This is a genomic window from Pseudomonas sp. WC2 (assembly GCF_050586545.1).
In the GTDB taxonomy this organism is placed as follows: domain Bacteria; phylum Pseudomonadota; class Gammaproteobacteria; order Pseudomonadales; family Pseudomonadaceae; genus Aquipseudomonas.
The window spans coordinates 1-20,939 of record NZ_JBOBDR010000001.1; the positions used below are offsets into that span (position 1 = coordinate 1).

At 60.3% G+C, this 20,939-nt stretch carries 17 protein-coding genes; 12 read left to right on the forward strand and 5 right to left on the reverse strand.

Going from position 1 to position 20,939, the window contains the following annotated elements:
• Window positions 1-2,988: retention module-containing protein (locus ACQ4OE_RS00005; RefSeq protein ID WP_430945235.1), on the reverse strand; the 2,988-nt coding region annotated here is incomplete at its 3' end.
• A 359-nt stretch (window positions 2,989-3,347) separates the two neighbouring features.
• Here ACQ4OE_RS00005 and ACQ4OE_RS00010 point away from each other — a divergent pair.
• The 11 genes from ACQ4OE_RS00010 (at window position 3,348) to ACQ4OE_RS00060 (ending at window position 18,511) form a co-directional block, all read left to right on the forward strand.
• Complete coding sequence (locus ACQ4OE_RS00010) at window positions 3,348-4,700, forward strand: TolC family outer membrane protein (RefSeq protein ID WP_430945236.1); 1,353 nt, start codon at window positions 3,348-3,350, stop codon at window positions 4,698-4,700.
• Window positions 4,701-4,734: 34 nt separating this feature from the next.
• A complete protein-coding gene (locus tag ACQ4OE_RS00015; protein ID WP_430945237.1) occupies window positions 4,735-6,891 on the forward strand; it encodes a type I secretion system permease/ATPase in 2,157 nt (718 codons plus the stop codon).
• Window positions 6,881-8,248 (forward strand): HlyD family type I secretion periplasmic adaptor subunit, encoded by a 1,368-nt coding sequence (locus ACQ4OE_RS00020; RefSeq protein ID WP_430945238.1) that lies wholly within the window; start codon window positions 6,881-6,883, stop codon window positions 8,246-8,248. The genes ACQ4OE_RS00015 and ACQ4OE_RS00020 overlap by 11 nt, the downstream gene beginning before the upstream one ends.
• A gap of 375 nt (window positions 8,249-8,623) precedes the next feature.
• On the forward strand, window positions 8,624-9,520 hold the full coding sequence (locus ACQ4OE_RS00025) for a TauD/TfdA dioxygenase family protein (protein WP_430945239.1): 897 nt from the start codon (window positions 8,624-8,626) through the stop codon (window positions 9,518-9,520).
• Window positions 9,521-9,542: 22 nt separating this feature from the next.
• Window positions 9,543-10,403, forward strand: a complete 861-nt coding sequence (locus ACQ4OE_RS00030; RefSeq protein ID WP_116029366.1) for an ABC transporter ATP-binding protein — start codon at window positions 9,543-9,545, stop codon at window positions 10,401-10,403.
• Between the two features lie 20 nt (window positions 10,404-10,423).
• Window positions 10,424-11,290, forward strand: a complete 867-nt coding sequence (locus ACQ4OE_RS00035) for an ABC transporter permease (RefSeq protein WP_122594123.1) — start codon at window positions 10,424-10,426, stop codon at window positions 11,288-11,290.
• Between the two features lie 200 nt (window positions 11,291-11,490).
• Entirely contained in the window at window positions 11,491-12,408 is a 918-nt protein-coding gene (locus ACQ4OE_RS00040; protein ID WP_122594121.1) for a LysR family transcriptional regulator, read from the forward strand.
• Window positions 12,409-12,634: 226 nt separating this feature from the next.
• Entirely contained in the window at window positions 12,635-14,173 is a 1,539-nt protein-coding gene (locus ACQ4OE_RS00045; protein ID WP_430945240.1) for an MFS transporter, read from the forward strand.
• A 27-nt stretch (window positions 14,174-14,200) separates the two neighbouring features.
• On the forward strand, window positions 14,201-15,271 hold the full coding sequence (locus ACQ4OE_RS00050; protein WP_430945241.1) for an HlyD family secretion protein: 1,071 nt from the start codon (window positions 14,201-14,203) through the stop codon (window positions 15,269-15,271).
• A 65-nt stretch (window positions 15,272-15,336) separates the two neighbouring features.
• Window positions 15,337-16,875 carry an efflux transporter outer membrane subunit gene (locus ACQ4OE_RS00055; RefSeq protein WP_430945242.1) on the forward strand — a complete coding sequence of 513 codons (1,539 nt, stop codon included), beginning with the start codon at window positions 15,337-15,339 and terminating at the stop codon, window positions 16,873-16,875.
• 55 nt (window positions 16,876-16,930) lie between these two features.
• The gene (locus ACQ4OE_RS00060; RefSeq protein ID WP_430945243.1) at window positions 16,931-18,511 is read left to right on the forward strand and encodes a glycosyltransferase family 39 protein; all 1,581 of its coding nucleotides are present in this window, start codon (window positions 16,931-16,933) and stop codon (window positions 18,509-18,511) included.
• A gap of 44 nt (window positions 18,512-18,555) precedes the next feature.
• Here the strand turns inward: ACQ4OE_RS00060 and ACQ4OE_RS00065 are convergent, their stop codons facing one another.
• Window positions 18,556-19,314, reverse strand: a complete 759-nt coding sequence (locus tag ACQ4OE_RS00065; protein ID WP_003220464.1) for a slipin family protein — start codon at window positions 19,312-19,314, stop codon at window positions 18,556-18,558.
• 2 nt (window positions 19,315-19,316) lie between these two features.
• Entirely contained in the window at window positions 19,317-19,847 is a 531-nt protein-coding gene (locus ACQ4OE_RS00070; RefSeq protein WP_430945244.1) for an NfeD family protein, read from the reverse strand.
• A 184-nt stretch (window positions 19,848-20,031) separates the two neighbouring features.
• Between ACQ4OE_RS00070 and ACQ4OE_RS00075 the strand changes: the two genes are divergently transcribed.
• Window positions 20,032-20,277: a DUF2789 domain-containing protein gene (locus tag ACQ4OE_RS00075; RefSeq protein WP_430945245.1), complete on the forward strand. Its 246-nt coding sequence runs from the start codon at window positions 20,032-20,034 to the stop codon at window positions 20,275-20,277.
• A gap of 3 nt (window positions 20,278-20,280) precedes the next feature.
• On the opposite strand, the gene ACQ4OE_RS00080 is transcribed toward ACQ4OE_RS00075, so the two are convergent.
• Together ACQ4OE_RS00080 and ACQ4OE_RS00085 are read right to left on the reverse strand one after the other, a co-directional pair.
• A complete protein-coding gene (locus ACQ4OE_RS00080) occupies window positions 20,281-20,562 on the reverse strand; it encodes a type II toxin-antitoxin system RelE/ParE family toxin (protein ID WP_122594104.1) in 282 nt (93 codons plus the stop codon).
• Window positions 20,559-20,837 carry an antitoxin of toxin-antitoxin stability system gene (locus ACQ4OE_RS00085; protein WP_122594103.1) on the reverse strand — a complete coding sequence of 93 codons (279 nt, stop codon included), beginning with the start codon at window positions 20,835-20,837 and terminating at the stop codon, window positions 20,559-20,561. Before ACQ4OE_RS00085 ends, ACQ4OE_RS00080 begins: the two co-directional genes overlap by 4 nt.
• Between the last annotated feature and the right edge of the window lie 102 nt (window positions 20,838-20,939).

Here is a 20,939-nt window from a genome sequence, read left to right on the forward strand (position 1 = left end):
CGTTGCGGTGTAAACAATCGAACCGCCCTCGGCCACAGTGCCAGTAGCGCTGAGGGTCAGGTTGGTGGTGTCGACGGTGTCGGTGACCGTGGTGCTGACCGGGGTTTTGTCGGCTACGAGGTTTTCGAAGTTGCCGCCCGTTACGCCGGTGATCGAGTTGGTCAGCGGTGCATGGCCATTCAGCGCATCGTTTGGCGCGGTGGTGGTCACTGTACCGGTGGTTTTGCCGACTTCTATGGTGATGTTCTGGCCGTTGGCCAGGGTCACCACGACAGGCGAACCGGTCACCGGCGCGCCAACGGTCGCGGTGTAGGTGACGGTGCCTCCTTCAGCGGCGGTTTCGGTAGCGGTCAGTTTCACCGTCGAAGTGTCGATAGTGTCAGTGACGTCGGTCACCGCTGGCGTGGTGCTCGGCACCAGATTTTCGAAGTTGCCGCCAGTGGCGTCCTTGATGGTCACTTCGATTTTGCCGGCGTCTTTATAGACGTCATCGGCAGGCGCCGCGACGGTTACGGTGCCGGTAGTTTTGCCGGCTTCGATGGTGATCACCGAGCCATTGCTCAGGGTCACGGTCACCGGAGTACCGGCGGGATTGCTCAGGGTTGCGGTGTAAACGATCGAACCACCTTCAGCCACGGTGCCCGTCGCGCTCAGCGACAGGCCGGTGGTGTCGGTGACGTCAGTCACGGTGGTGCTGACGGGCGTTTTATCAGCGACCAGATCTTCGTAATTACCGCCGCTAACGCCAGTGATCGAGTTGGTCAGCGGCGCATTGCCGGCCAACGCGTCATTCGGCGCGATGGTGGTGACGGTGCCGGTGGTCTTGCCGACTTCGATGGTGATGCTCTGGCCGTTGGCCAGGGTCACCACGACCGGCGAACCGGTCACCGGCGCGCCCACCGTGGCGGTGTAAGTGACGGTGCCGCCTTCAGCAACGGAAGTGTCGGCGCTCAGTTTGACGGTCGAGGTGTCGATGGTGTCGGTGACTTCGGTCACGGCTGGAGCGGTGCTCGTCACCAGATTCTCGAAGTTGCCGCCAGTGGCATCTTTGATGGTCACTTCGACTTTGCCGGCGTCTTTGTAGACGTCATCTGCAGGCGCAGCGACGGTCACGCTGCCAGTGGTTTTACCGGCCTCGATGGTGATCACCGAACCGTTCGAAAGGGTCACGGTTACCGGAGTGCCCGCCGGATTGGTCAGGGTCGCGGTGTAAACAATCGAACCACCTTCGGCCACGCTCCCGGTCGCAGTCAGCGACAGGTTGGTATCGTCGATCGAATCGGTAACGGTAGTGGTCGCTGGCGTGGTGTTCGGCACCAGGTTTTCGAAATTGCCGCCGCTAGCACCGGTGATGGTGGTGCTGACGGTGCTGCCATTGTTGTAAACGTCGTTGGCCGCAGTCGGCACGTTGACCGAGCCCGTGGTCTTGCCGGTTTCAATGGTGATGGTCGAGCCGTTCGACAGGGTGATCGTCACCGGGGTTTGCGCCGGGTTGGTCAGCGTCGCGGTGTAGGTGATCTGGCCACCTTCGACGACCGTGCCGGTGGCGGTGAGGCTCACGCTGGTGGTGTCGATCGAATCGGTAACGGTGGTCGTAGCCGGCGTGGTGCTCGGTACCAGATTTTCGAAGTTGCCGCCGGTAGCGCCAGTAATCGTGGTGCTGACGGTGCCGCCATTGTTGTAGACGTCGTTCGCTGCGGTCGGCACGTTGACGGAGCCAGTGGTTTTGCCGGCTTCAATGGTAATGGTCGAACCGTTCGACAGAGTGACGGTTACTGGCGTCTGCGCCGGGTTGGTCAGCGTCGCGGTGTAGGTGATCTGGCCACCTTCGACGACCGTGCCGGTGGCGGTCAGGGTCAGGTTGGTGGTGTCTTTCGAATCGGTGATGGTGGTCACCGCTGGCGTCGGGTTCGGCACCAGGTTTTCGAAGTTGCCGCCGGTAGCACCGGTGATGGTGGTGGTGACCGTGCTGCCGTTGTTATAGACGTCGTTGGCCGGCGTCGGCACGTTGACGGTGCCAGTGGTCTGGCCTGCGCCGATGGTGATGGTCGAACCGTTCGACAGGGTGACGGTTACCGGAGTTTGTGCCGGGTTGGTCAGCGTCGCGGTGTAGGTGATCTGGCCACCTTCGGTCACGCTCGGGCCCGCCGTCAGGGTGACGGTGGTGGTGTCGATGGTGTCGGTGACTTGCGTCGTGGTCGGAACGGTCGGCGGCGTCACGATGATGCCGCCGCCACCCGTGGTGCCGGTGACGGTCACGTTGATCTGGGTCGGGTCGTTATAAACGGTGTCGTTCGGTGCCAGCGGCACATTGACGGTGCCAGTGGTGGAACCGGCCGGAATCACGATCACCGCGCCGTTGGACAGGGTGATGGTCAGGTCGGTCAGCGGCGCCTGGGTCAACGTCGCGGTGTACACCAGCACGCCGCCGGCTTCAGTGATGCTCGGCGTGGCGCTGAGGCTCAGGGTCGACTCGCGCTGGGCGTTGGCGGTGGTATCGGTGGTCTGGCCGCCGGTGGTGTCCTGGGCGATTTGTGCGCCGGAGTTGATCCCCGCCGTCGGGAAACCAATGGTCGGATCGACTCGGCCGGCGGTGGCGTCGAGCATCACGAAGCTGTGACCGCCACCCGCAGCACCGCCCGTGCCTGCGGCGCTCGGGCCGGCAGCGGTGGCGTCCAGCGCGGTAGTCGGGTCGACACCCGCGGCGATGGCTTGCTGCAGTTCTTCTACAGACGGCGCTGCCTGCGCAGTGGCTTCGGCCAGGTCAGTGCTGGAGTCGGGCGCGTTGGCGCTCCACTGGGTTTCGCGACCGAGGTCGAGGGTGCGGCCATCCGCCAATTCAAGCGACACGGCGCCGGAGAGGCCGGTGTCGATCTGATCGCCGACAAACAGGCGATCACCTTCAACGAGTACGCGACGCACGCCCTCTGGAGACACCACGAATACCTGACCAACAATGCTTTTGACGATGGCAACAACACTGCTCATTAAAGACTCTCCGGGGTGTCACGTTCAGTTGACTTCCATAGACCCGATGGCTTTCGCGCCGATTCAGTCTGGACGTACTTTTAAATTGTGCGAAACAAGTTTGACGCGTCTGTTCGTCAATAATTTGGCTAGATTCTTTCGCTATTAACTTTATGCCAAACTATTGACCTTATGGGTGCCATCCTAAACAATCGCCCCACTAATGTCACATTGATATTTCCGCGGCGACCTGTCCTTTTGCGTGTGATCCAGTTCCTGTTTTGAACTTTCCGACATACGGTCAATCCAGTCGTCAATCATCCGACGCAGCAGCACGTTTAGCTGTGATTCAAGACAAGAAGTACTGGGAAATCTTTACCATGCGTTCGCAATTGCTCAAGGCACTACCCCTCGCTCTCGCCGCCTCTTTCGTACAAGCACAATCCTTACCAGAAGCCATGCAACAGGCCATGGATGTCCATCCGGAGATTCAGGCGGGGGTCAACAGTCGTTTGGCCGCGGATTATCAATTAAAGGCAGCAAAAGGTGGATACCTGCCGAAGGTCGATCTGCTCGGCGGTTATGGCCGTGAAGGCACCGACAGCGTGACCACTCGCGCTGCCGGAAACAGCAACCACTGGGAGACTCTGAACCGTAGCGAGTCAAGTTTACGTCTCTCGCAAATGGTTTTTGACGGTTTTGCGACGTCCAATGAAGTTGCGCGTCAACAAGCCAACGTCAGCTCCCGCGCCTATTCGCTGCTGGGAACTTCGGAGCGTACCGCGCTGACCGTCGCCCAGGTTTATCTGGACGTGCTGACCCGCCGCGAATTCGTGCGTCTGGCCGAAGAAAACCTCAAGAGCCACCAGCGCATCTACGACCAGATTCAATTGCGCACCCAGCGCGGCGTCGGCAGCGGTGCTGACCTTGATCAGGCTGAAGCGCGGATGGCCCAGGCCCGCAACAACCTGATCACCGAGCAGACCAACCTCGCCGACTCGGAAACCAACTACCTCAGCGCGGTTGGCCAGATGCCCGATCAACTGGAGCGTCCGGCGCCGTTCATGGCGATGATGCCGGCCAACCTCAACGAAGCGCGCCAGCAAATGCTGGAAAACAGCCCGATCCTGCGCTCGGCCGAATCCGATATCGCCGCTGCCGAGAAGCAGTACTCAACCGCCAAGTCGACGTTCTACCCGCGCTTCGACGCCGAACTGGGCCGCACCGCCGACAACGATCTCGACGGGCAGAACGGTCACAACAACGAATGGCAGGCCATGCTGCGCATGCGTTTCAACCTGTATTCGGGCGGCAGCAACAAGGCCGATCTGGAATCCAAGTCGTACCTGGCCAACCAAGCGCTGGATATCCGCAACAACGCCTTGCGCCAGTTGAATGAAGAATTGGGTCTGGCCTGGAACGCCTTGAATAACGCCAACGCGCAGGTGCCGATCGCGCAGCAATATGTCGATCACAGCACCGCGGTGCGCACGGCCTATCAGCGTCAGTTCAGCCTCGGCGAACGCACCCTGCTCGATTTGCTCGACAGCGAAAATGAGTTGTTCACCGCTTCGCGGCGTCTGGCTGATATCAAAAACATTCAGTTATTTACTCAGTATCGAATCAAGGCGACCATGGGCGAATTGCTCCGAAGCCAGGGAGTCGTTGCGCCGTTGGCATCCGTTGTGCAGAACGACGTGAAGCCCAAGGTTCAGCTACCTGGGATGAATTGAGTCAGCCCTTTTCAACAGTCAAAGAGTGTCGAGCGTGGAATCAGAAGTCAGTCGAGTTCATCTCAGTCATGATCCACGCGCGTTGCACGACGATCCGTTACTGGACGGTCTGCTCGCCCTTTGCATGCTGCACCAGAAGCCCGCCAGCGCGGCGATGCTGACCACCGGCCTGCCGCTGCCCAAACAACGTTTGAGTGTCGAGTTGCTGCCCCGCGCAGCGGCTCGCGCCGGGCTGCAAGGTCGGGTGCTGCAACGCAAACTGGAAGAAATTCCGGCGATCGCCATGCCGGCGTTGCTGCTGCTCAAGGATGGCCGCAGTGCCGTCCTGCTCGGTTGGCAGGGTGACAACGACGCGCGGGTGCTGCTCAGCGAAAGCGATGGCGGCGAGTCGCTGGTCAGTCGCGAACTGCTCGCTGATGACTACACGGGCAAAGTCTTTTTCGCCCAGCCGCAACACAAATTCGACGTCAACCACGGCACGCTGATTCCCCGTGCGCGTTCGTGGTTCCGCGACACCCTCAAGCGTTCGCGCTGGCTGTACGCCGATGCGATCGCCGCCAGTTTCCTGATCAACATCATCGCTATGGCCGCGCCGTTGTTCGTGATGAACGTCTACGACCGCGTAGTGCCGAACCAGGCCGAAGCCACTCTTTGGGTGTTGGCGCTTGGTATCACTGGCGCCTACATTTTCGACCTGATCCTCAAGAGCCTGCGCGCCCTGTGCCTGGATCTGGCCGGGAAGAAAACCGACCTGATCATCTCCGCGACGCTGTTCGAACGCATCGTCGGCATGGCCATGAAGTACCGCCCGGCGCGGGTCGGCAGTTTCGCGCAGAACATCCACGAGTTTCAGAGCCTGCGCGACTTCCTCGCTTCGCTGACCCTGACCAGCCTGATCGATCTGCCGTTCACCATTCTGATCTTCATCGTTATCGCCATCCTTGGCGGGCATCTGGTGTGGATTCCGGTGCTGGCCTTCCCGATTGCGCTGCTGATCGGCTACGCCTTGCAGAAGCCGCTGGTGGCCACCATGGAACGCACCATGGCCCTCGGCGCCGAGCGTCAGTCGAGCCTGATCGAAACCCTCGCCGGCCTCGACGCGGTCAAGGTCAACAACGCCGAAAGCGAACGCCAATACCAGTGGGAACAAACCATCGGCACCCTCAGCCGCCTCGAGCTGCGGGTGAAAATGCTCTCCGGTCTGGCGATGAACATCACCTTGCTGATCCAGCAACTGGCCGGGGTGATCATGATCGTCTTCGGCGTGTACCAGATCATCGCCGGCAACCTGAGCATGGGCGGTCTGATTGCCTGCTACATGCTTAGCGGTCGCGCACTGAGTCCGCTGGCGTCGCTGTCGGGTCTGCTGACCCGCTATCAGCAAGCGCGGGTGACCATGACTTCGGTCGATCAAATGATGGAGCTGCCACAAGAGCGCAATTTCGAAGAGCGCCCGCTGAGCCGCAAGGTTTTGCAGGGCGCTATCGAGTGCCGCCAGCTCAGCTTCACCTACCCGGAACAACAGAACCCGGCGCTGAAGAACATCAACCTGGTGATCCGTCCCGGCGAGAAAATCGGCATTATCGGTCGCAGCGGCTCGGGCAAAAGCTCACTCGCCAAACTGTTGGTCGGCCTCTATCAGCCGGACGACGGCGCGTTGCTGGTCGACGGGGTGGATATCCGCCAGATCGACGTCAGCGAACTGCGCTACAACATCGGCTATGTGCCGCAAGACATCCAACTGCTCGCCGGCACGCTGCGTGACAACCTCGTTTCCGGCGCACGTTATGTAGAAGACGAGCTTGTCCTGCAGGCGGCCGAACTGGCCGGCGTCCACGAATTCGCCCGTCTGCATCCGCAAGGCTATGAGCTGCAAGTCGGTGAGCGCGGGCAGAACCTGTCCGGTGGCCAACGACAGAACGTCGCTCTGGCCCGGGCGCTGTTGCTCAATCCACCGATTTTGCTGATGGACGAGCCGACCAGCGCCATGGACAACACCGGTGAAGAACGCCTCAAGCAACGCCTCGCCGCGGTGATTGAAAACAAAACCGTAGTGCTGGTCACGCACCGGGCTTCGCTGTTGTCGCTGGTGGACCGTCTGCTGGTGATCGACCGTGGACAAATTCTCGCCGATGGCCCGAAAGCCGCCGTGATGGAAGCGTTGAAGAAGGGGCAGATCAGTGTTGCTTAAGTCGGGTTTCAAGGATTCGATCCGTCGCTACTTCAAGGGCTCGGCATCGTTGCAGGGCCAGCCACTGCCGGAGGTCAACAAGGCGCTGATCGAGGACGCCCCGCGCGTCGTGCGCCTGACCATCTGGGCGATCATCGGCTTCTTCGTGTTCCTCATGCTCTGGGCCAATTTCGCCGTGATCGACGAAGTGACCAAGGGCGACGGCAAGGCGATTCCGTCGTCGAAGATCCAGAAAATCCAGAACCTTGAGGGCGGGATCGTCTCCGAGCTGTACGTCAAGGAAGGCCAGATTGTCGAAGCCGGCGCGCCGTTGATTCGCCTCGACGACACGCGATTTGCCTCCAACGTCGGCGAAACCGAAGCGGATCGTCTGTCGATGCTGCTGCGCGTTGAACGTCTGAGCGCCGAAGTCGATGACCGCCCGCTGAATTTTCCCGAGGACGTGCTCAAAGCCGTGCCGGGTCAGGCCAAGAGTGAAGAGTCGCTGTACATCAGCCGTCGTCAGCAATTGCACGACGAGATCGGCGGTTTGCAGGAGCAACTGATTCAGCGTCAGCAAGAGTTGCGCGAATTCGCTTCCAAGCAAGCGCAGTACCGTCAGCAGCTCGGCCTGCAGCGCCAGGAAATCAACATGTCCGAGCCCCTGGTGGCGCAGGGCGCGGTGTCCCCGGTAGAAGTCTTGCGTCTCAAGCGTGCCGAGGTGGAAACCCGTGGTCAGCTCGATGCCACAACGCTGGCGATTCCGCGTGCCGAATCGGCGATCAAGGAAGTGCAGCGCAAGATCGACGAAACGCGCGGCAAATTCCGCAGCGAAGCGCTGACCCAACTCAACGAAGCGCGCACCGACCTGAACAAGGCCAGCGCCACCGGCAAGGCCCTGGAAGACCGCGTCAGCCGTACGCTGGTGACATCGCCGGTACGCGGTATCGTCAACAAATTGTTGGTCAACACCATCGGCGGCGTAATCCAGCCGGGCAGCGACATGGTCGAAATCGTACCGCTGGACGACACCTTGTTGGTCGAGGCGAAGATCCGCCCGCAGGACATTGCTTTCCTGCACCCGGGGCAGGAAGCGATCGTCAAATTCACCGCGTATGACTACACCATTTACGGCGGACTGAAGGCTCAGCTGGAGCAGATCGGTGCGGACACCATTACCGACGAAGACAAGAAAACCACTTACTACATCATCAAGGTGCGCACTGAGCGCAGCCACTTGGGCACCGATGAAAAGCCGTTGCTGATCATTCCGGGGATGGTAGCGTCGGTGGATATCATTACCGGCAAGAAGTCGGTGTTGAGTTATCTGCTCAAGCCGATCATCCGCGCGCGGGCTGAGGCGTTGCACGAGCGTTAATTTTTTAGTGGCCTTACTGGCCTCATCGTCGGATCGCCGCCCGGAGCAGGCTCACTCCTACAGGGATCGCATTTCTCCAGATGGAATGCGATCCCTGTAGGAGTGAGCCTGTTCGCGATGGCGGCAGCCCAAACACCACATCTCTGTCGGTAAGTGACAAAAACCGTCACTCACCACCCAGTCCATTCCTCACCAATCGCCATATCGTTATTCATTAACGGTATTTAATTTCCGGTTCTTATAGCTTTAAAGTCATCCCCCTGCGTACCTGCCGACCAATCGGCGCGCCGCACGACCTGAACCAACACGCAATCCAGCGTGAGTGTCTGATCGACGAGCGCGCCCGTGAGCGTGCCGTGCGTGGGAGATGGAAAGATGTCCGCAGCTACTGCTTCCCCAAGCGCCGCGTCCGCCGCGCCGCAATCCTTTGAAATCCGTCCTTTCAGTGGTGCCGTTGGCGCCGAAATCATTGGCCTTGATCTGACCCGAGCGATCAATGATCAGGACTTCACGCGCATCCACCGCGCGCATCTGGATTACCACGTTGTGGTGTTCCGCGACCAGCAAATCACCCCGCAACAGCAAATCGATTTCAGCCGCCGCTTCGGCGTGCTGCAGATCCACGTGCTCAAGCAGTTCCTGTTGGCCAACCACCCGGAAATCCTCATCGTTTCCAACATCGTCGAAAACGGTCAAAACATCGGCCTCGGCGATGCCGGCAAGTTCTGGCACTCCGACCTCTCCTATAAAGAGCTGCCGAGCCTTGGCTCGATGCTCCACGCGCAGGAGCTACCGTCCGAGGGCGGCGATACGCTATTCGCTGACATGCACAAGGCCTGGGACAACTTGCCCGAAGCGTTGCGCAAAGCTGTTGAAGGTCGCTCCGCTGCGCATTCCTACACGGCGCGTTACAGCGAAACCAAATTCGAAGGCAACTGGCGTCCGACCCTGACCCCGGAGCAACTGGCTCAGGTCGCGGAAGTGGTGCACCCGGTGGTGCGCACGCACCCGGAGAACGGCCGCAAAGCGCTGTTCGTCAGTGAGGGTTTCACCACGCGCATCGTCGGCCTGCCGGAAGACGAGAGCCAGCAACTGCTGACCGAGTTGTATGCCCACAGCGTGCTGCCGCAAAACATCTACCGCCATCAGTGGCAGCCCCACGATCTGGTGTTCTGGGACAACCGTTCGCTGATCCATCTCGCTGCCGGCTGCCCCGCGCACCTGCGCCGCAAGCTGTATCGCACGACCATTCAGGGCGACGCGCCTTTCTGATTCGCCGGAGATTGAGCCAATAATGAACGCTCCCTTGCAAGGCCACGCGGCCAGCAACCCGATTGCCCGCAGCGAAGCGCTGCTGGCGGTCGATCACGTCAGCCTCGAATACCGCACGCCACAACGCGTGGTGCGCGCCACCCACCAGGTCAGTTTTGAAATCGACCCTGCCGATCGCTACGTGCTGCTCGGCCCGTCCGGATGCGGCAAATCGACTTTGCTGAAAGCGGTCGCCGGGTTTATTCAACCGTGCGAAGGCGAAATCCGTCTGCAAGGCCAGCGCGTCGATGCGCCGGGGCCGGACCGGATCGTGGTGTTTCAGGAATTCGATCAACTGCCGCCGTGGAAAACCGTCAAACAGAACGTGATGTTTCCACTGCTGGCCTCCCGAACGCTAAAGAAAAAAGAAGCCGAAGAACGCGCGCTGCACTATCTGGAAAAGGTCGGCCTGGCGGCGTTTGCCGATGCTTATCCGCACACCCTGTCCGGCGGCATGAAAGCGCGGGTAGCGATTGCCCGCGCGTTGGCGATGCAGCCGAAAATCCTCTTGATGGACGAGCCATTCGCCGCACTCGATGCGCTGACCCGCCGCAAGATGCAGGAAGAATTGCTGCTGCTTTGGGAAGAGGTGCGCTTCACCCTGCTGTTCGTCACCCACTCGATTGAAGAGGCGCTGGTGGTCGGCAATCGCATCCTTTTGCTGTCGCCGCATCCGGGCCGGGTGCGCGCCGAAGTGCACAGCCATCAGTACGATCTGCATAGCTTGGGTGGCGTGGCATTTCAGGAATCGGCGCGGCGCATTCATCGTCTGCTATTCGACGAAGGCCAGTCGCCGGAAACCGAGCGTGACCACGACTTCAACGACATTCGCATCGCCTATTGAGCGGCCAGGAGGACTACCCGATGAGCCATTCATCATCTGTGCGTGAAGAATTCGAAATTGTGCTGGAGCCGCTGACCGAAGTGCCGGTCGAACGCGAACTGTCCCTCGGCACGCGTCTTTGGCAACAGGGCTGGCTGCGTAAAAGCCTGATCCTGATTGTGCTCGCTGTCGTGTGGGAAGTGGTCGCGCGGATTCAAAACAACGATCTGATGCTGCCGAGTTTTCTGCAGACCAGCCATGCGCTGTTCGATGGCCTGCTCAGCGGTGAACTGCTGGCCAAGGTGTGGATATCGTTGGTGGTGCTGATCAAGGGCTATCTGATCGGCATCGTCTTGGCGTTTGGCTTGACCACGCTAGCGGTGTCGACGCAGTTGGGTCGTGATCTGCTCAGCACGATGACCTCGATGTTCAACCCGCTACCGGCGATTGCCTTGCTGCCGCTGGCGCTGCTGTGGTTTGGTCTGGGGCAGAACAGCCTGATTTTCGTGCTGGTGCATTCGGTGTTATGGGCGTTGGCGTTGAACACTTATGCGGGGTTTCTTGGTGTCTCGGAAACCTTGCGTATGGCCGGACGTAATTATGGTTTGAAAGGCCTGCGGCTGGTGCTGTTCATCCTGATCCCGGCGGCACTGCCGTCGATTCTGGCCGGATTGAAGATTGGCTGGGCGTTTGCCTGGCGCACGTTGATCGCGGCGGAACTGGTGTTTGGCGCGACCAGTGGCAAGGGTGGTTTGGGTTGGTACATCTTTCAGAATCGCAATGAGCTGTATACCGACAAGGTGTTTGCCGGGTTGGCGGTGGTGATTCTGATCGGGTTGCTGGTGGAGAATCTGGTGTTCGATACGCTGGAGCGCGTGACGGTTAAGCGGTGGGGGATGCAGCGGTAATCTGTGGCGTTGCGACTGGCCCCTTCGCGAGCAGGCTCGCTCCCACACTGGACTTCTGTCGCTCATAAAACCCGTGCCCACAGGAGATCAAATGTGGGAGCGAGCCTGCTCGCGAAGGCGACTTTGAAGGCGCCGCAAAGCCCACGGATGTTTGCTAGCATTGCACCCAGATCAATCCTGATCAGCCACGAGTGCTCAGCATGCAACTCCCGGACATGAACCTTCTGGTCGCCCTCGACGCTTTGCTCGACGAGGGCAGTGTGGTCGGCGCCGCGCGGCGGATGAACCTCAGTCCGGCAGCCATGAGCCGCACGCTGACGCGCATTCGCGAAGCTATCGGCGATCCGATCCTGGTGCGCGCCGGCCGTGGTCTGGTGCCAACCCCCAAAGCATTGGAGCTGCGCGAACAGGTGCGCGATGTGGTCGAGCAAGCGGCGCTGCTGTTCCGCTCCGCCGACGCTGTGGACCTGGGCACGCTGCGCCGGCGTTTCAGCATTCGCGCCAACGACTTTTTCATCGGTGTCTACGGCGGCAAGCTCTTCGACACCCTTGATCAATTGGCGCCGCATTGCGAACTTCGCTATGTGCCCGAAGGTGACGGCGACGATGAAGCTTTGCGGGAGGGACGCATCGACCTGAGTGTCAGCAACACTCGTCCCGTCACGCCTGAAGTGAAAGTGCAGAATCTATTCTCAACGCATTTTGTGGGTTTGGTGCGCGAAGACCATCCGTTGCTTGACGGTGAAATCACAGCCGAACGCTACGCCGGGTTTTCCCATATCAGCATGTCGCGCAGGGGCATCGCCCGTGGCCCGATTGATGCGGCGCTGAATGCGCTGGGCCTGGAGCGGCGGGTGGCGGTGATTGCGCCGAGTTTTCACGCCGCGATGTTCGCCTTGCCGGACTCTGACCTGATCCTGCCCGTGCCCAAGGAAGCGTTGCTCAGCGTGCGTCGGCTCGGCTTGAAACTGCGTTCGTTCGACCTGCCAATTCCGCTGCCAACCCTGATGCTGACCCAGGCCTGGCACCCGCGTTTCGACAAGGATCCGGCGCACCGATGGCTGCGTGAAACCCTTAAGGCCTGTTGCGACGAGACGTGGCTGGCGGCACAGCCTTAATCCCTGACTTCACAAAAATCCCCTGTGGGAGCGAGACTGCTCGCGAAAGCGCTGGATCAGTCACCCATGATATTGACTGACCCGACGCATTCGCGAGCAGGCTCGCTCCCACAGTGAATGTTCATTGCTGCGTCTGGCGCACTTATAAGCTGCCAATAAGTCAATTTTCGTCATTGCCAAGCCCGACTAAGATGCTCCGGTATTTTTCCCTCCGGAGTGTGTATTCATGACATCCCTGACGGCAGCAGCGCCCATCGCTGCGGCCAACCCGGCGAAGGCGATGACGCCGCCGGTGTTCGGGGCGCGGATCATCGTTGGCCTGGTCGGCGTATTGCTGGCGGTGCTGGTGTCGGGCCTCAACGAAATGGTCACCAAAGTGGCCCTGGCCGACATTCGCGGCGGGTTGAACATCGGTTACGACGAAGGCACCTGGCTGGTCGCCAGCTACACCGCCACCTCGGTCACGGCCATGGCCTTCGCGCCGTGGTGTTCGGTGACGTTCTCGCTACGGCGCTTCACCCTCTGCGCAATTGGTTTGTTTACCTTGCTCGGCATACTCAGCCCGTTCGCGCCGAACTACGAAAGTTTGCTGTTGATGCGCATCCTGCAAGGCTTGGCCGGCGGCGCGCTGCCGCCGATGCTGATGACTGTTGCTCTGCGCTTTTTGCCGGCGAACATCAAGCTCTACGGCTTGGCCGGTTATGCCCTGACAGCGACGTTCGGCCCGGGCCTCGGCACGCCGCTGGCCGGTTTGTGGACGGAGTACGTCGGCTGGCAATGGACGTTCTGGCAAATCATCGTGCCGTGCCTGATCGCCATGGCAATGATCGCGTGGGGCATTCCGCAGGACCCACTGCGCCTGGAACGGCTCAAGTCGTTCAATTGGAAAGGCTTGCTGCTGGGCTTTCCGGCGATCTGCATGCTGGTGATCGGTCTGTTGCAGGGCAATCGACTCGACTGGTTTGAATCAAGCTTGATCTGCGGATTGCTTGGCGCCGGTTCGCTGTTGCTGGTGGCGTTTCTGATCAATGAGTGGTCGCAGCCGACTCCGTTTTTCAAATTGCAGATGCTCGGCATTCGCAATCTGTCGTTCGCTTTGATGACTCTCGCCGGGGTACTGGTGGTCCTGCAGGCCGTTGTGTTGATTCCGTCGAGTTATCTGGCCCAAGTGCAAGGTTATCGCCCGGTGCAGACCGCGCCGATCATGCTGATCGCCGCGTTGCCGCAGTTGCTCGCGCTGCCGCTGGTGGCGGCGCTGTGCAACTTGCGCTGGGTCGATTGTCGCTGGGTGCTCGGGATCGGTTTGAGCATGTTGACGTTGTCATGCCTGGGCGGTTCGCTGCTCACCGCTGAATGGATCCGCGACAATTTCTACGTTTTGCAATGGCTGCAGATCTTCGGTCAACCGATGTCGGTGCTGCCGCTGTTGATGTTGTCCACGGGCAGCATCCAGCCGCAGGACGGGCCGTTTGCCTCCGCTTGGTTCAACACGGTGAAAGGCCTGGCGGCCGTTGTCGCAACCGGCGTGATCGAAGCGCTGACCACGGCGCGCCTGCATTTCCACTCGACCATGCTCGTCGACAGTCTTGGCAATTCGCCGCTCGCCGATCACAGCGATCCGGGCCTTGCCCATCGTCTGCATGTACAGGCCGTGGTGCTGACGTCCTCCGATCTTTATGTGTGCATGGCCGGCGTCGCCGTGGCGCTGATCCTGCTGATTTTCTGGCTGCCGACGCGGATCTTTCCACCGCGCGCGCCGACTTGATTGCTGCACTGAACAATGAAGGTTTTTATGACGACTCAAGCAAAGCAAAAACTCGCGGTGGCCGTGGCGGCTGCGCTGGCCGTAGGCGTGCTGGTGTATCTGGCGCTGCCCGGTCTGTTTGGCAAACGGACCCAGCAAAACACTAACGACGCCTTTGTCTCTGCGGATTACACGCTAGTCGTGCCGCGGGTGGCCGGGTTTATCAAGGAAGTGCTGGTGGAGGACAACCAGCAAGTGAAGGCTGGCCAGTTATTGGCGTTGATTGATGATCGCGACTTGCGTGCTTCTGCCGAAGCGGCGGATGCGCAGACGCTGGTCGCGCGGGCGCAGTTGCAGAACGCCAAGGCGACGCTGGAGCGCCAGACGTCGGTGATCGCTCAGGCGCAAGCTTCGGTGGTGTCAGCCAAAGCTGAAATGGCCTTCGCCCGACAGGAGCTGAATCGCTATAACCACCTCGCCGGCGTCGGTGCCGGCACTGTGCAGAACGCGCAACAGGCACGCACGCGCATCGATCAGGCGACAGCGCACCTCGACACCGCCACGGCCAAGCTGGCGGAGGAGCGCAAGCAGGTCGACATCCTCACCGCTCAGCGCGATGCCGCCGAAGGCAGTCTGAAACACGCGCAAGCGGCGCTGGAAATCGCCAGTTTCGAACTCTCCTACACGCGCATCACCGCGCCGCAGGACGGCATGATTGGCGAGCGTGCGGTGCGCGTCGGCGCCTATGTGACACCGGGCAGCAAATTGCTCGCTGTGGTGCCATTGAAGCAGGCCTATGTGGTGGCGAATTTCCAGGAGACGCAACTGACCGACGTCCAGCCAGGACAGGAAGTCCAGGTGCGCGTCGATAGCTTGGGTGGCGAAGCATTAAGTGGCCGTGTCGAGAGCATCGCCCCGGCGACTGGCGTGACCTTCGCGGCGGTGAAACCGGACAACGCCACCGGCAACTTCACCAAGGTGGTGCAGCGGATTCCGGTGAAAATCATGCTGGAACCGGGTCAGCCGTTGGCCGAACGGTTACGAGTGGGCATGTCGGTGGAGGCGAGTATTGATACCAAAAGCTCGGCGACCTCCGTGCGTGAGGTGACTCAGCGATGAGCCGTGTTGACCGGACCAACGCCTTCGCGAGCAGGCTCGCTCCCACAAAGGCAACGCATTCCAAAATGAGGGAGCGAGCTTGCTCGCGAAGAGGCCAGTGGCAGCAACTCACTTTGGGTGCCTTGTTAGTGGTCAGTCTCACCGCCTGCACAGTAGGCCCAGACTTCCAAAAACCCGAAGCCACACAAATCGCCGACTGGGCCAAACCGGCCAAGTCCGCCCCCAGCCAAGCCGTCAGCGAACCCCTCAACGAGCGTTGGTGGGAAGTTTTCAATGACCCGCAACTCTCCGCGCTCACCCAACGTGCGGCGAAGAGCAACCTCGACCTGCAACTGGCCAGCAGCCGCCTGCAACAAAGCCGCGCCGCCCGCCAGGTGATCACCGCCGATCGCTATCCGAACACCGCCGCCACCAGCAGTTACGGCCGCGAACGTAACAGCGGCAAAGGCTTGAGCGACCCGTCCGGGCACAACGGTGATTCCGCCTTCAACCTGTGGGACGCCGGTTTCTCCGCTTCATGGGAACTGGATTTCTGGGGCCGCGTGCGCCGCGAAACCGAAGCCGCCGACGCCAACCTTGAAGTCGCCGAAAACGACCGTCGCGGGGTTCTGCTGGCGGTGCTTGCCGACACCGCGCAAAACTACATTCAGCTGCGCGGTGTGCAGAACACCCGCGCGGTCACCGAGCAGAACCTCGACGTTGCTCGGCACAGCCTCAAGCTCTCGCAACTGCGTCTGGCCGATGGCGTTGCGACCGACCTGGACGTCGCCGAAGCCGCCGCGCAAGTCGCCGCCATCGAGTCGCGCCTGCCGGCACTGGAGCAGCGCCAATCACAGTTGATCAACGCGATCAGCCTGTTGATGGGCGAACCGCCACAGGCATTGGCCAAGGAGTTATCCACAGACGCCGCCGTGCCGCAGTCACCCCTGCAAGTCGCCATCGGTCTGCCGTCGCAACTGGCCGAACGCCGCCCGGACATCCGTCAGGCCGAATCACGCCTGCACGCGGCCACCGCCAATATCGGCGTGGCCAAGGGCGATTTCTACCCGCGCATCACCTTATCCGGCAACCTCGGCTCGCAAGCCATGCAGCTCAGCGACTTCGGTTCGTGGGGCTCGCGCGCCTTCGGCATCGGCCCGCAATTCAGCCTGCCGCTGTTCGACGGCGGACGTTTGCGCGGCATTCTGCAATTGCGTGAAGCGCAGCAACAGGAAGCGGCGATCGCGTATCAGCAAACCGTGCTCCGCGCCTGGCATGAAATCGACGATCAGTTGACTGCCTACAACGCCAGCCAGCGCCGCCGCGACAGCCTCGCCGAAGCTGTCCGCCAGAACCAGATCGCCCTGCGCACCGCGCAACAGCAATACGTCGAAGGCGTGGTCGATTTCGTCAACGTGCTCACCGTGCAAAGCGCTTTGCTGGCGACGCAGGAACAGTGGGTGGAAAGCTCCACCGGTGTTTCGCTGGCGATGGTTGGCTTGTACAAGGCATTGGGCGGGGGATGGCAATCGGTGTATCCAGACGAGAACATCGTCGCCGGGATGCCGGGTGTCGTGAAATCGCAAACCGGCATCGACGGTTCCGCTGCGGCTGACCTACAGTGATTGGCAGGTTGGCGCGTCATACTCTCGTGGCGCTGCGGCGCGGCAAGAGGAAGCAATGGCGGTCAACAGAGTCACGCCAATGGGCGACACGCAGGACCCGTTTGCCGCGCCCGGCTCCTGGTTCGGCAGTCTGCGCTGGGTGCGCTGGGTAAAAAATCACTGGCTGTGGCCGGTCCTCGCGCTGGCTGCATTCGTGCGTTTTTACGACCTGACGGCGGCAGCGATCTGGGGCGACGAAGGTTCCAGCCTGCTGCTGGCGCGCTATTCGCTGAGTGAAATCTGGAAGCACGCGGCGTTCGATGTGCATCCGCCGTTGTATTTCATGCTGCTGCATGGCTGGATCGAGCTGTTCGGTGACGGCATCCTCGCAATCCGCTCCCTCAGTGCTTTGACGGGTATTGCGGCGGTCGGCTTGGGCGTCTGGCTGGTGGATCGGCTGGCTACTCGCCGTGCGGCATTTATCGCCGGCCTGTTGCTGGCGCTGCTGCCGACAGCGGTGCGCTACAGCCAGGAAGTGCGCATGTATGCGCTGCTTGGGGTGTTGCTGCTCGCCGCGAGCGTGGCGCTGGTCTACTGGATCAGGCGCCCGCAGCGTCATCGCTATCTGCTGTATTACGCGCTGTTGATGAGCGCGGCGCTCTACACCCACTATTTCGCTGTGCTCGCGGCGCTGTGTCACTGGCTCTATCTGATCGCGATCCGCGTCCAGCGCGGTTACCGTTTCCGGCATATTCAGCGCTGGAACTGGTGGCTGGCAAACCTGGCGATTGTCGCTTTGTACCTGCCCTGGTTGCCCAACCTGCTCGATTTGCTGCAGCACATGGAACAGCTCAAGGCCGGCGGCGATGTCGGTTGGGAACCTGCTGTTACCTTGAGTTCGCTGCCGTCGATGATCTGGTCATGGTGGATTCAGGACGACGGCGAGACGCTGCCGCTGCTGATGTTCGCCGCGTTGCCCTTGGCATTTCTGGCACTGGCAGTTGTCGCAGTCATGCGCGATCGCAGTGTGTCGCGCGGCAGTATTCTCTTGGCCTTGTACACCGGTTTGCCGCTGCTGCTGGTGTTCGCTGTGTCGTTTATCACGCCGGTTTTTATCGAGCGCTACCTCACCGCGTATGCCTTGGGCTTGCCGATGCTGGCGGCGTTGGCGATTGACCGTTTGTACAGCCGCGTAAGGTTGCTGGCGCTGGCGGTCCTGGTGGCGCTGATCGGTGTGGAACTGGTGGGCGTGAATAACAACGCCACGGTCGACAGCAACGATCAACTCGACCGCGTGGTGAATTACGTCAATCAACATTTCCTGCCGGGTGATCGCATCGTCACCAGCGATATGCTCTGGTACTTGAGCTACGTCTATTACGATCGCTCAGGTGCGAAAGTACGCCTTTATACGCCGCCGACACCGAGCGGCCAGCCGACGCGACCGAATGAATATGGATTTGGCACATTGGTGACGGGCGACGTATATCTCGACAGCCTCGCAGAGCTGCCCAGTGCTGGCCGGGTCTGGCTGGTAGGATCGGTCGACGGCCCGGACGAATTTGCACCGCTGCCCGCGACCTGGCAGGTCAGCGCTGAAACCCACGCGGGCGGGATAAAGGCGCGGTTGTTCATCCCAAATCCATCCCCCGGCTGACGCAACCCCTGTAGGAGCTGCCGAAGGCTGCGATCTTTTGCTAATCAGGATTTTCCGGACAAATCCGCCATGCCCTTGAGCAATTCAATCGGCAGCGGAAAAACAATCGTCGAACTCTTGTCACCGGCAATCGAACTCAAGGTCTGCATATAACGCAACTGCATCGCCCCAGGCTGGCGACCGAGCATCTCAGCCGCTTGCATCAGTTTCTCTGAAGCCTGCAATTCACCCTCGGCGTGAATCACTTTTGCCCGTCGTTCGCGTTCGGCTTCTGCCTGCTTGGCGATGGCGCGGACCATCGATTCGTTGAGGTCGACGTGTTTGATTTCGACGTTGGCGACCTTGATGCCCCAGGCATCGGTCTGCGCGTCGAGCACTTGCTGGATATCGATGTTCAGTTGCTCGCGCTCGGCCAGCAGTTCATCCAGTTCATGTTTGCCGAGCACCGCGCGCAGGGTGGTCTGCGCCAATTGGCTGGTGGCCGAGAGAAAATCCTCAACCTGAATGATCGCCTTCTGCGGGTCCAGCACGCGGAAGTACAGCACCGCATTGACCTTCACCGAAACGTTGTCACGGGTGATCACATCCTGCGGCGGGACATCGAGCACCACGGTGCGCAGGTCCACGCGAACCATTTGCTGCACCACTGGAATCAGCAGGATCAGCCCAGGGCCTTTGACCTGCCAGAAGCGTCCGAGCTGGAACACCACGCCGCGCTCGTATTCGCGCAGGATGCGAAACGTCGAACCGGCGAGGGCAATCACTAACAGCAGCAGTGCAACAAAACCGATTTGCAAACCCATGATCACTCTCCGAGCGGCGCCGCGTCAGCCGCGGCCACTTGCAGTAACAATCCCTTGCGAGCCACCACGCGCACCGTTTGTCCGGTGTGCAAAGGGGTGGCGCTGAGCACTTGCCAGCGTTCGCCTTGCAGTTGAATCCAGCCGTTGCGGGTGTCACCCGGTTGCACGGTGGTGATCGCGGTGACGCTGCCGAGCAGCCCGGCATCGCCACTGACGGCGTGGCGTGGACGTGTTTTCAGGGCGCGAATCACCAAAGCAATCAGCAGCAGGGCACTGATCAGGCCGAGGCCGATCATCATCGGCACCGGCAATTCAGCGTTGCTCAGAATCAGCGCGCCGATGACGAACATGATGATCCCGCCCAAGCCAATCACGCCGTAATTGGGCAACGCGGCTTCAGCGATCAGGAAGACGATGCCCAAGGTGATCAGCCACAGGCCGACCGGGCTCATCGGCGGCAGCTCAATGTCGACAGCGAGGGCTGAGCCGCTGAGCAACAGGAGCAATGCAAAGACACAACATCGGCTGTTCACGTGACCCTCCGTGAGCGTCAAAGGCTGGTTCTTTGAGTCTAGTTGAGGGTTGCACTGGCTGAAGTTTGATCAGTGTGAAGATATGTCCGGCGAGCGGATTTCCCTGCATCAGATACCTGCCGAACTAGACTGCAAGGCACGGGGGAGTTGAGTCCACGCACCACATCTTTGAAGGAGTTCAGCAATGGAACAACCCATCCATAGCTTGCCATCACTGTTCAAACAACTCGGCCTGGACAACGACCCGGTCAGCATCGACCAATTCATCGCCACCCATTCCCCGCTCAAACCAGAGCTGCATTTGGCGGATGCGTTTTTCTGGACGAAGAGCCAGTCGCATTTTTTACGGGACGAGATTCTGGATGACGCCGATTGGGCGGAGGTGGTGGATCAGTTGAATGTGATGTTGCGGAAGGGGCGGGCGGGCTAATCGCTACTTAGGGAAAGGCCAGGCCCGTGCCGTATGAACCAGCGCCATAATCCAGATCACATCCTGATCTGACTGGTAAACAAGACGGTAGCTAGGGTGGGGAATCAATTCGCGAGTTCCGGCAATGATGCCAACCCGGCCCATTTTGGGGTTGTGGGCCAGGCGCGAAGCCGCTTCGGTGAAGCGGCGATCCATGTCGAGCGCTGCGCCTGGATTTTCCGCGTGAAGGTAGTCCCAGATGTTTTCGCGATCCTGTACGGCATTTTTACTCCAGATAATCTTCATCCTTGAATTTCTACCTGCCTGCGCCTGGCGGCGAATTGCGCTTCAACTTCCTCGTTGGAAACGCCTTCACCGGCTGCCATCGATTCTCGCGCGAGGTCGACTTTTCGTTGCAGGAAGACTTCGTATTCTCGGGCTTCCTGCTGCGTGCGAACAAACTGACGCATCATTTCTCGCATGATCTGCGAGGCAGGACGATGAGATGCCTCCGCCTCAGCCATAAACTGCTCACGCAGCTCCGGTTCAAGCTTCATTGTAAAAACGGCTTGTTTTGACATCTGCAGGCTCCTTCAGCATTTTGGTAAAGACTAGGTATATACATCGTAAGTATCTAAGTTAGTAGGCTCGAGTTTGGGCGGGCGACCAGTGGAGCAATTTGT

Coding starts and splice junctions, on each gene's coding strand:
- ACQ4OE_RS00010 (WP_430945236.1), top strand. CDS start 3,348: ATGCGTTCGCAATTGCTCAAGGCACTACCCCTCGCTCTCGCCGCCTCT.
- ACQ4OE_RS00025 (WP_430945239.1), top strand. CDS start 8,624: ATGTCCGCAGCTACTGCTTCCCCAAGCGCCGCGTCCGCCGCGCCGCAA.
- ACQ4OE_RS00030 (WP_116029366.1), top strand. CDS start 9,543: ATGAACGCTCCCTTGCAAGGCCACGCGGCCAGCAACCCGATTGCCCGC.
- ACQ4OE_RS00035 (WP_122594123.1), top strand. CDS start 10,424: ATGAGCCATTCATCATCTGTGCGTGAAGAATTCGAAATTGTGCTGGAG.
- ACQ4OE_RS00040 (WP_122594121.1), top strand. CDS start 11,491: ATGCAACTCCCGGACATGAACCTTCTGGTCGCCCTCGACGCTTTGCTC.
- ACQ4OE_RS00045 (WP_430945240.1), top strand. CDS start 12,635: ATGACATCCCTGACGGCAGCAGCGCCCATCGCTGCGGCCAACCCGGCG.
- ACQ4OE_RS00050 (WP_430945241.1), top strand. CDS start 14,201: ATGACGACTCAAGCAAAGCAAAAACTCGCGGTGGCCGTGGCGGCTGCG.
- ACQ4OE_RS00055 (WP_430945242.1), top strand. CDS start 15,337: ATGAGGGAGCGAGCTTGCTCGCGAAGAGGCCAGTGGCAGCAACTCACT.
- ACQ4OE_RS00060 (WP_430945243.1), top strand. CDS start 16,931: ATGGCGGTCAACAGAGTCACGCCAATGGGCGACACGCAGGACCCGTTT.
- ACQ4OE_RS00065 (WP_003220464.1), bottom strand. CDS start 19,314: ATGGGTTTGCAAATCGGTTTTGTTGCACTGCTGCTGTTAGTGATTGCC.
- ACQ4OE_RS00075 (WP_430945245.1), top strand. CDS start 20,032: ATGGAACAACCCATCCATAGCTTGCCATCACTGTTCAAACAACTCGGC.
- ACQ4OE_RS00080 (WP_122594104.1), bottom strand. CDS start 20,562: ATGAAGATTATCTGGAGTAAAAATGCCGTACAGGATCGCGAAAACATC.
- ACQ4OE_RS00085 (WP_122594103.1), bottom strand. CDS start 20,837: ATGTCAAAACAAGCCGTTTTTACAATGAAGCTTGAACCGGAGCTGCGT.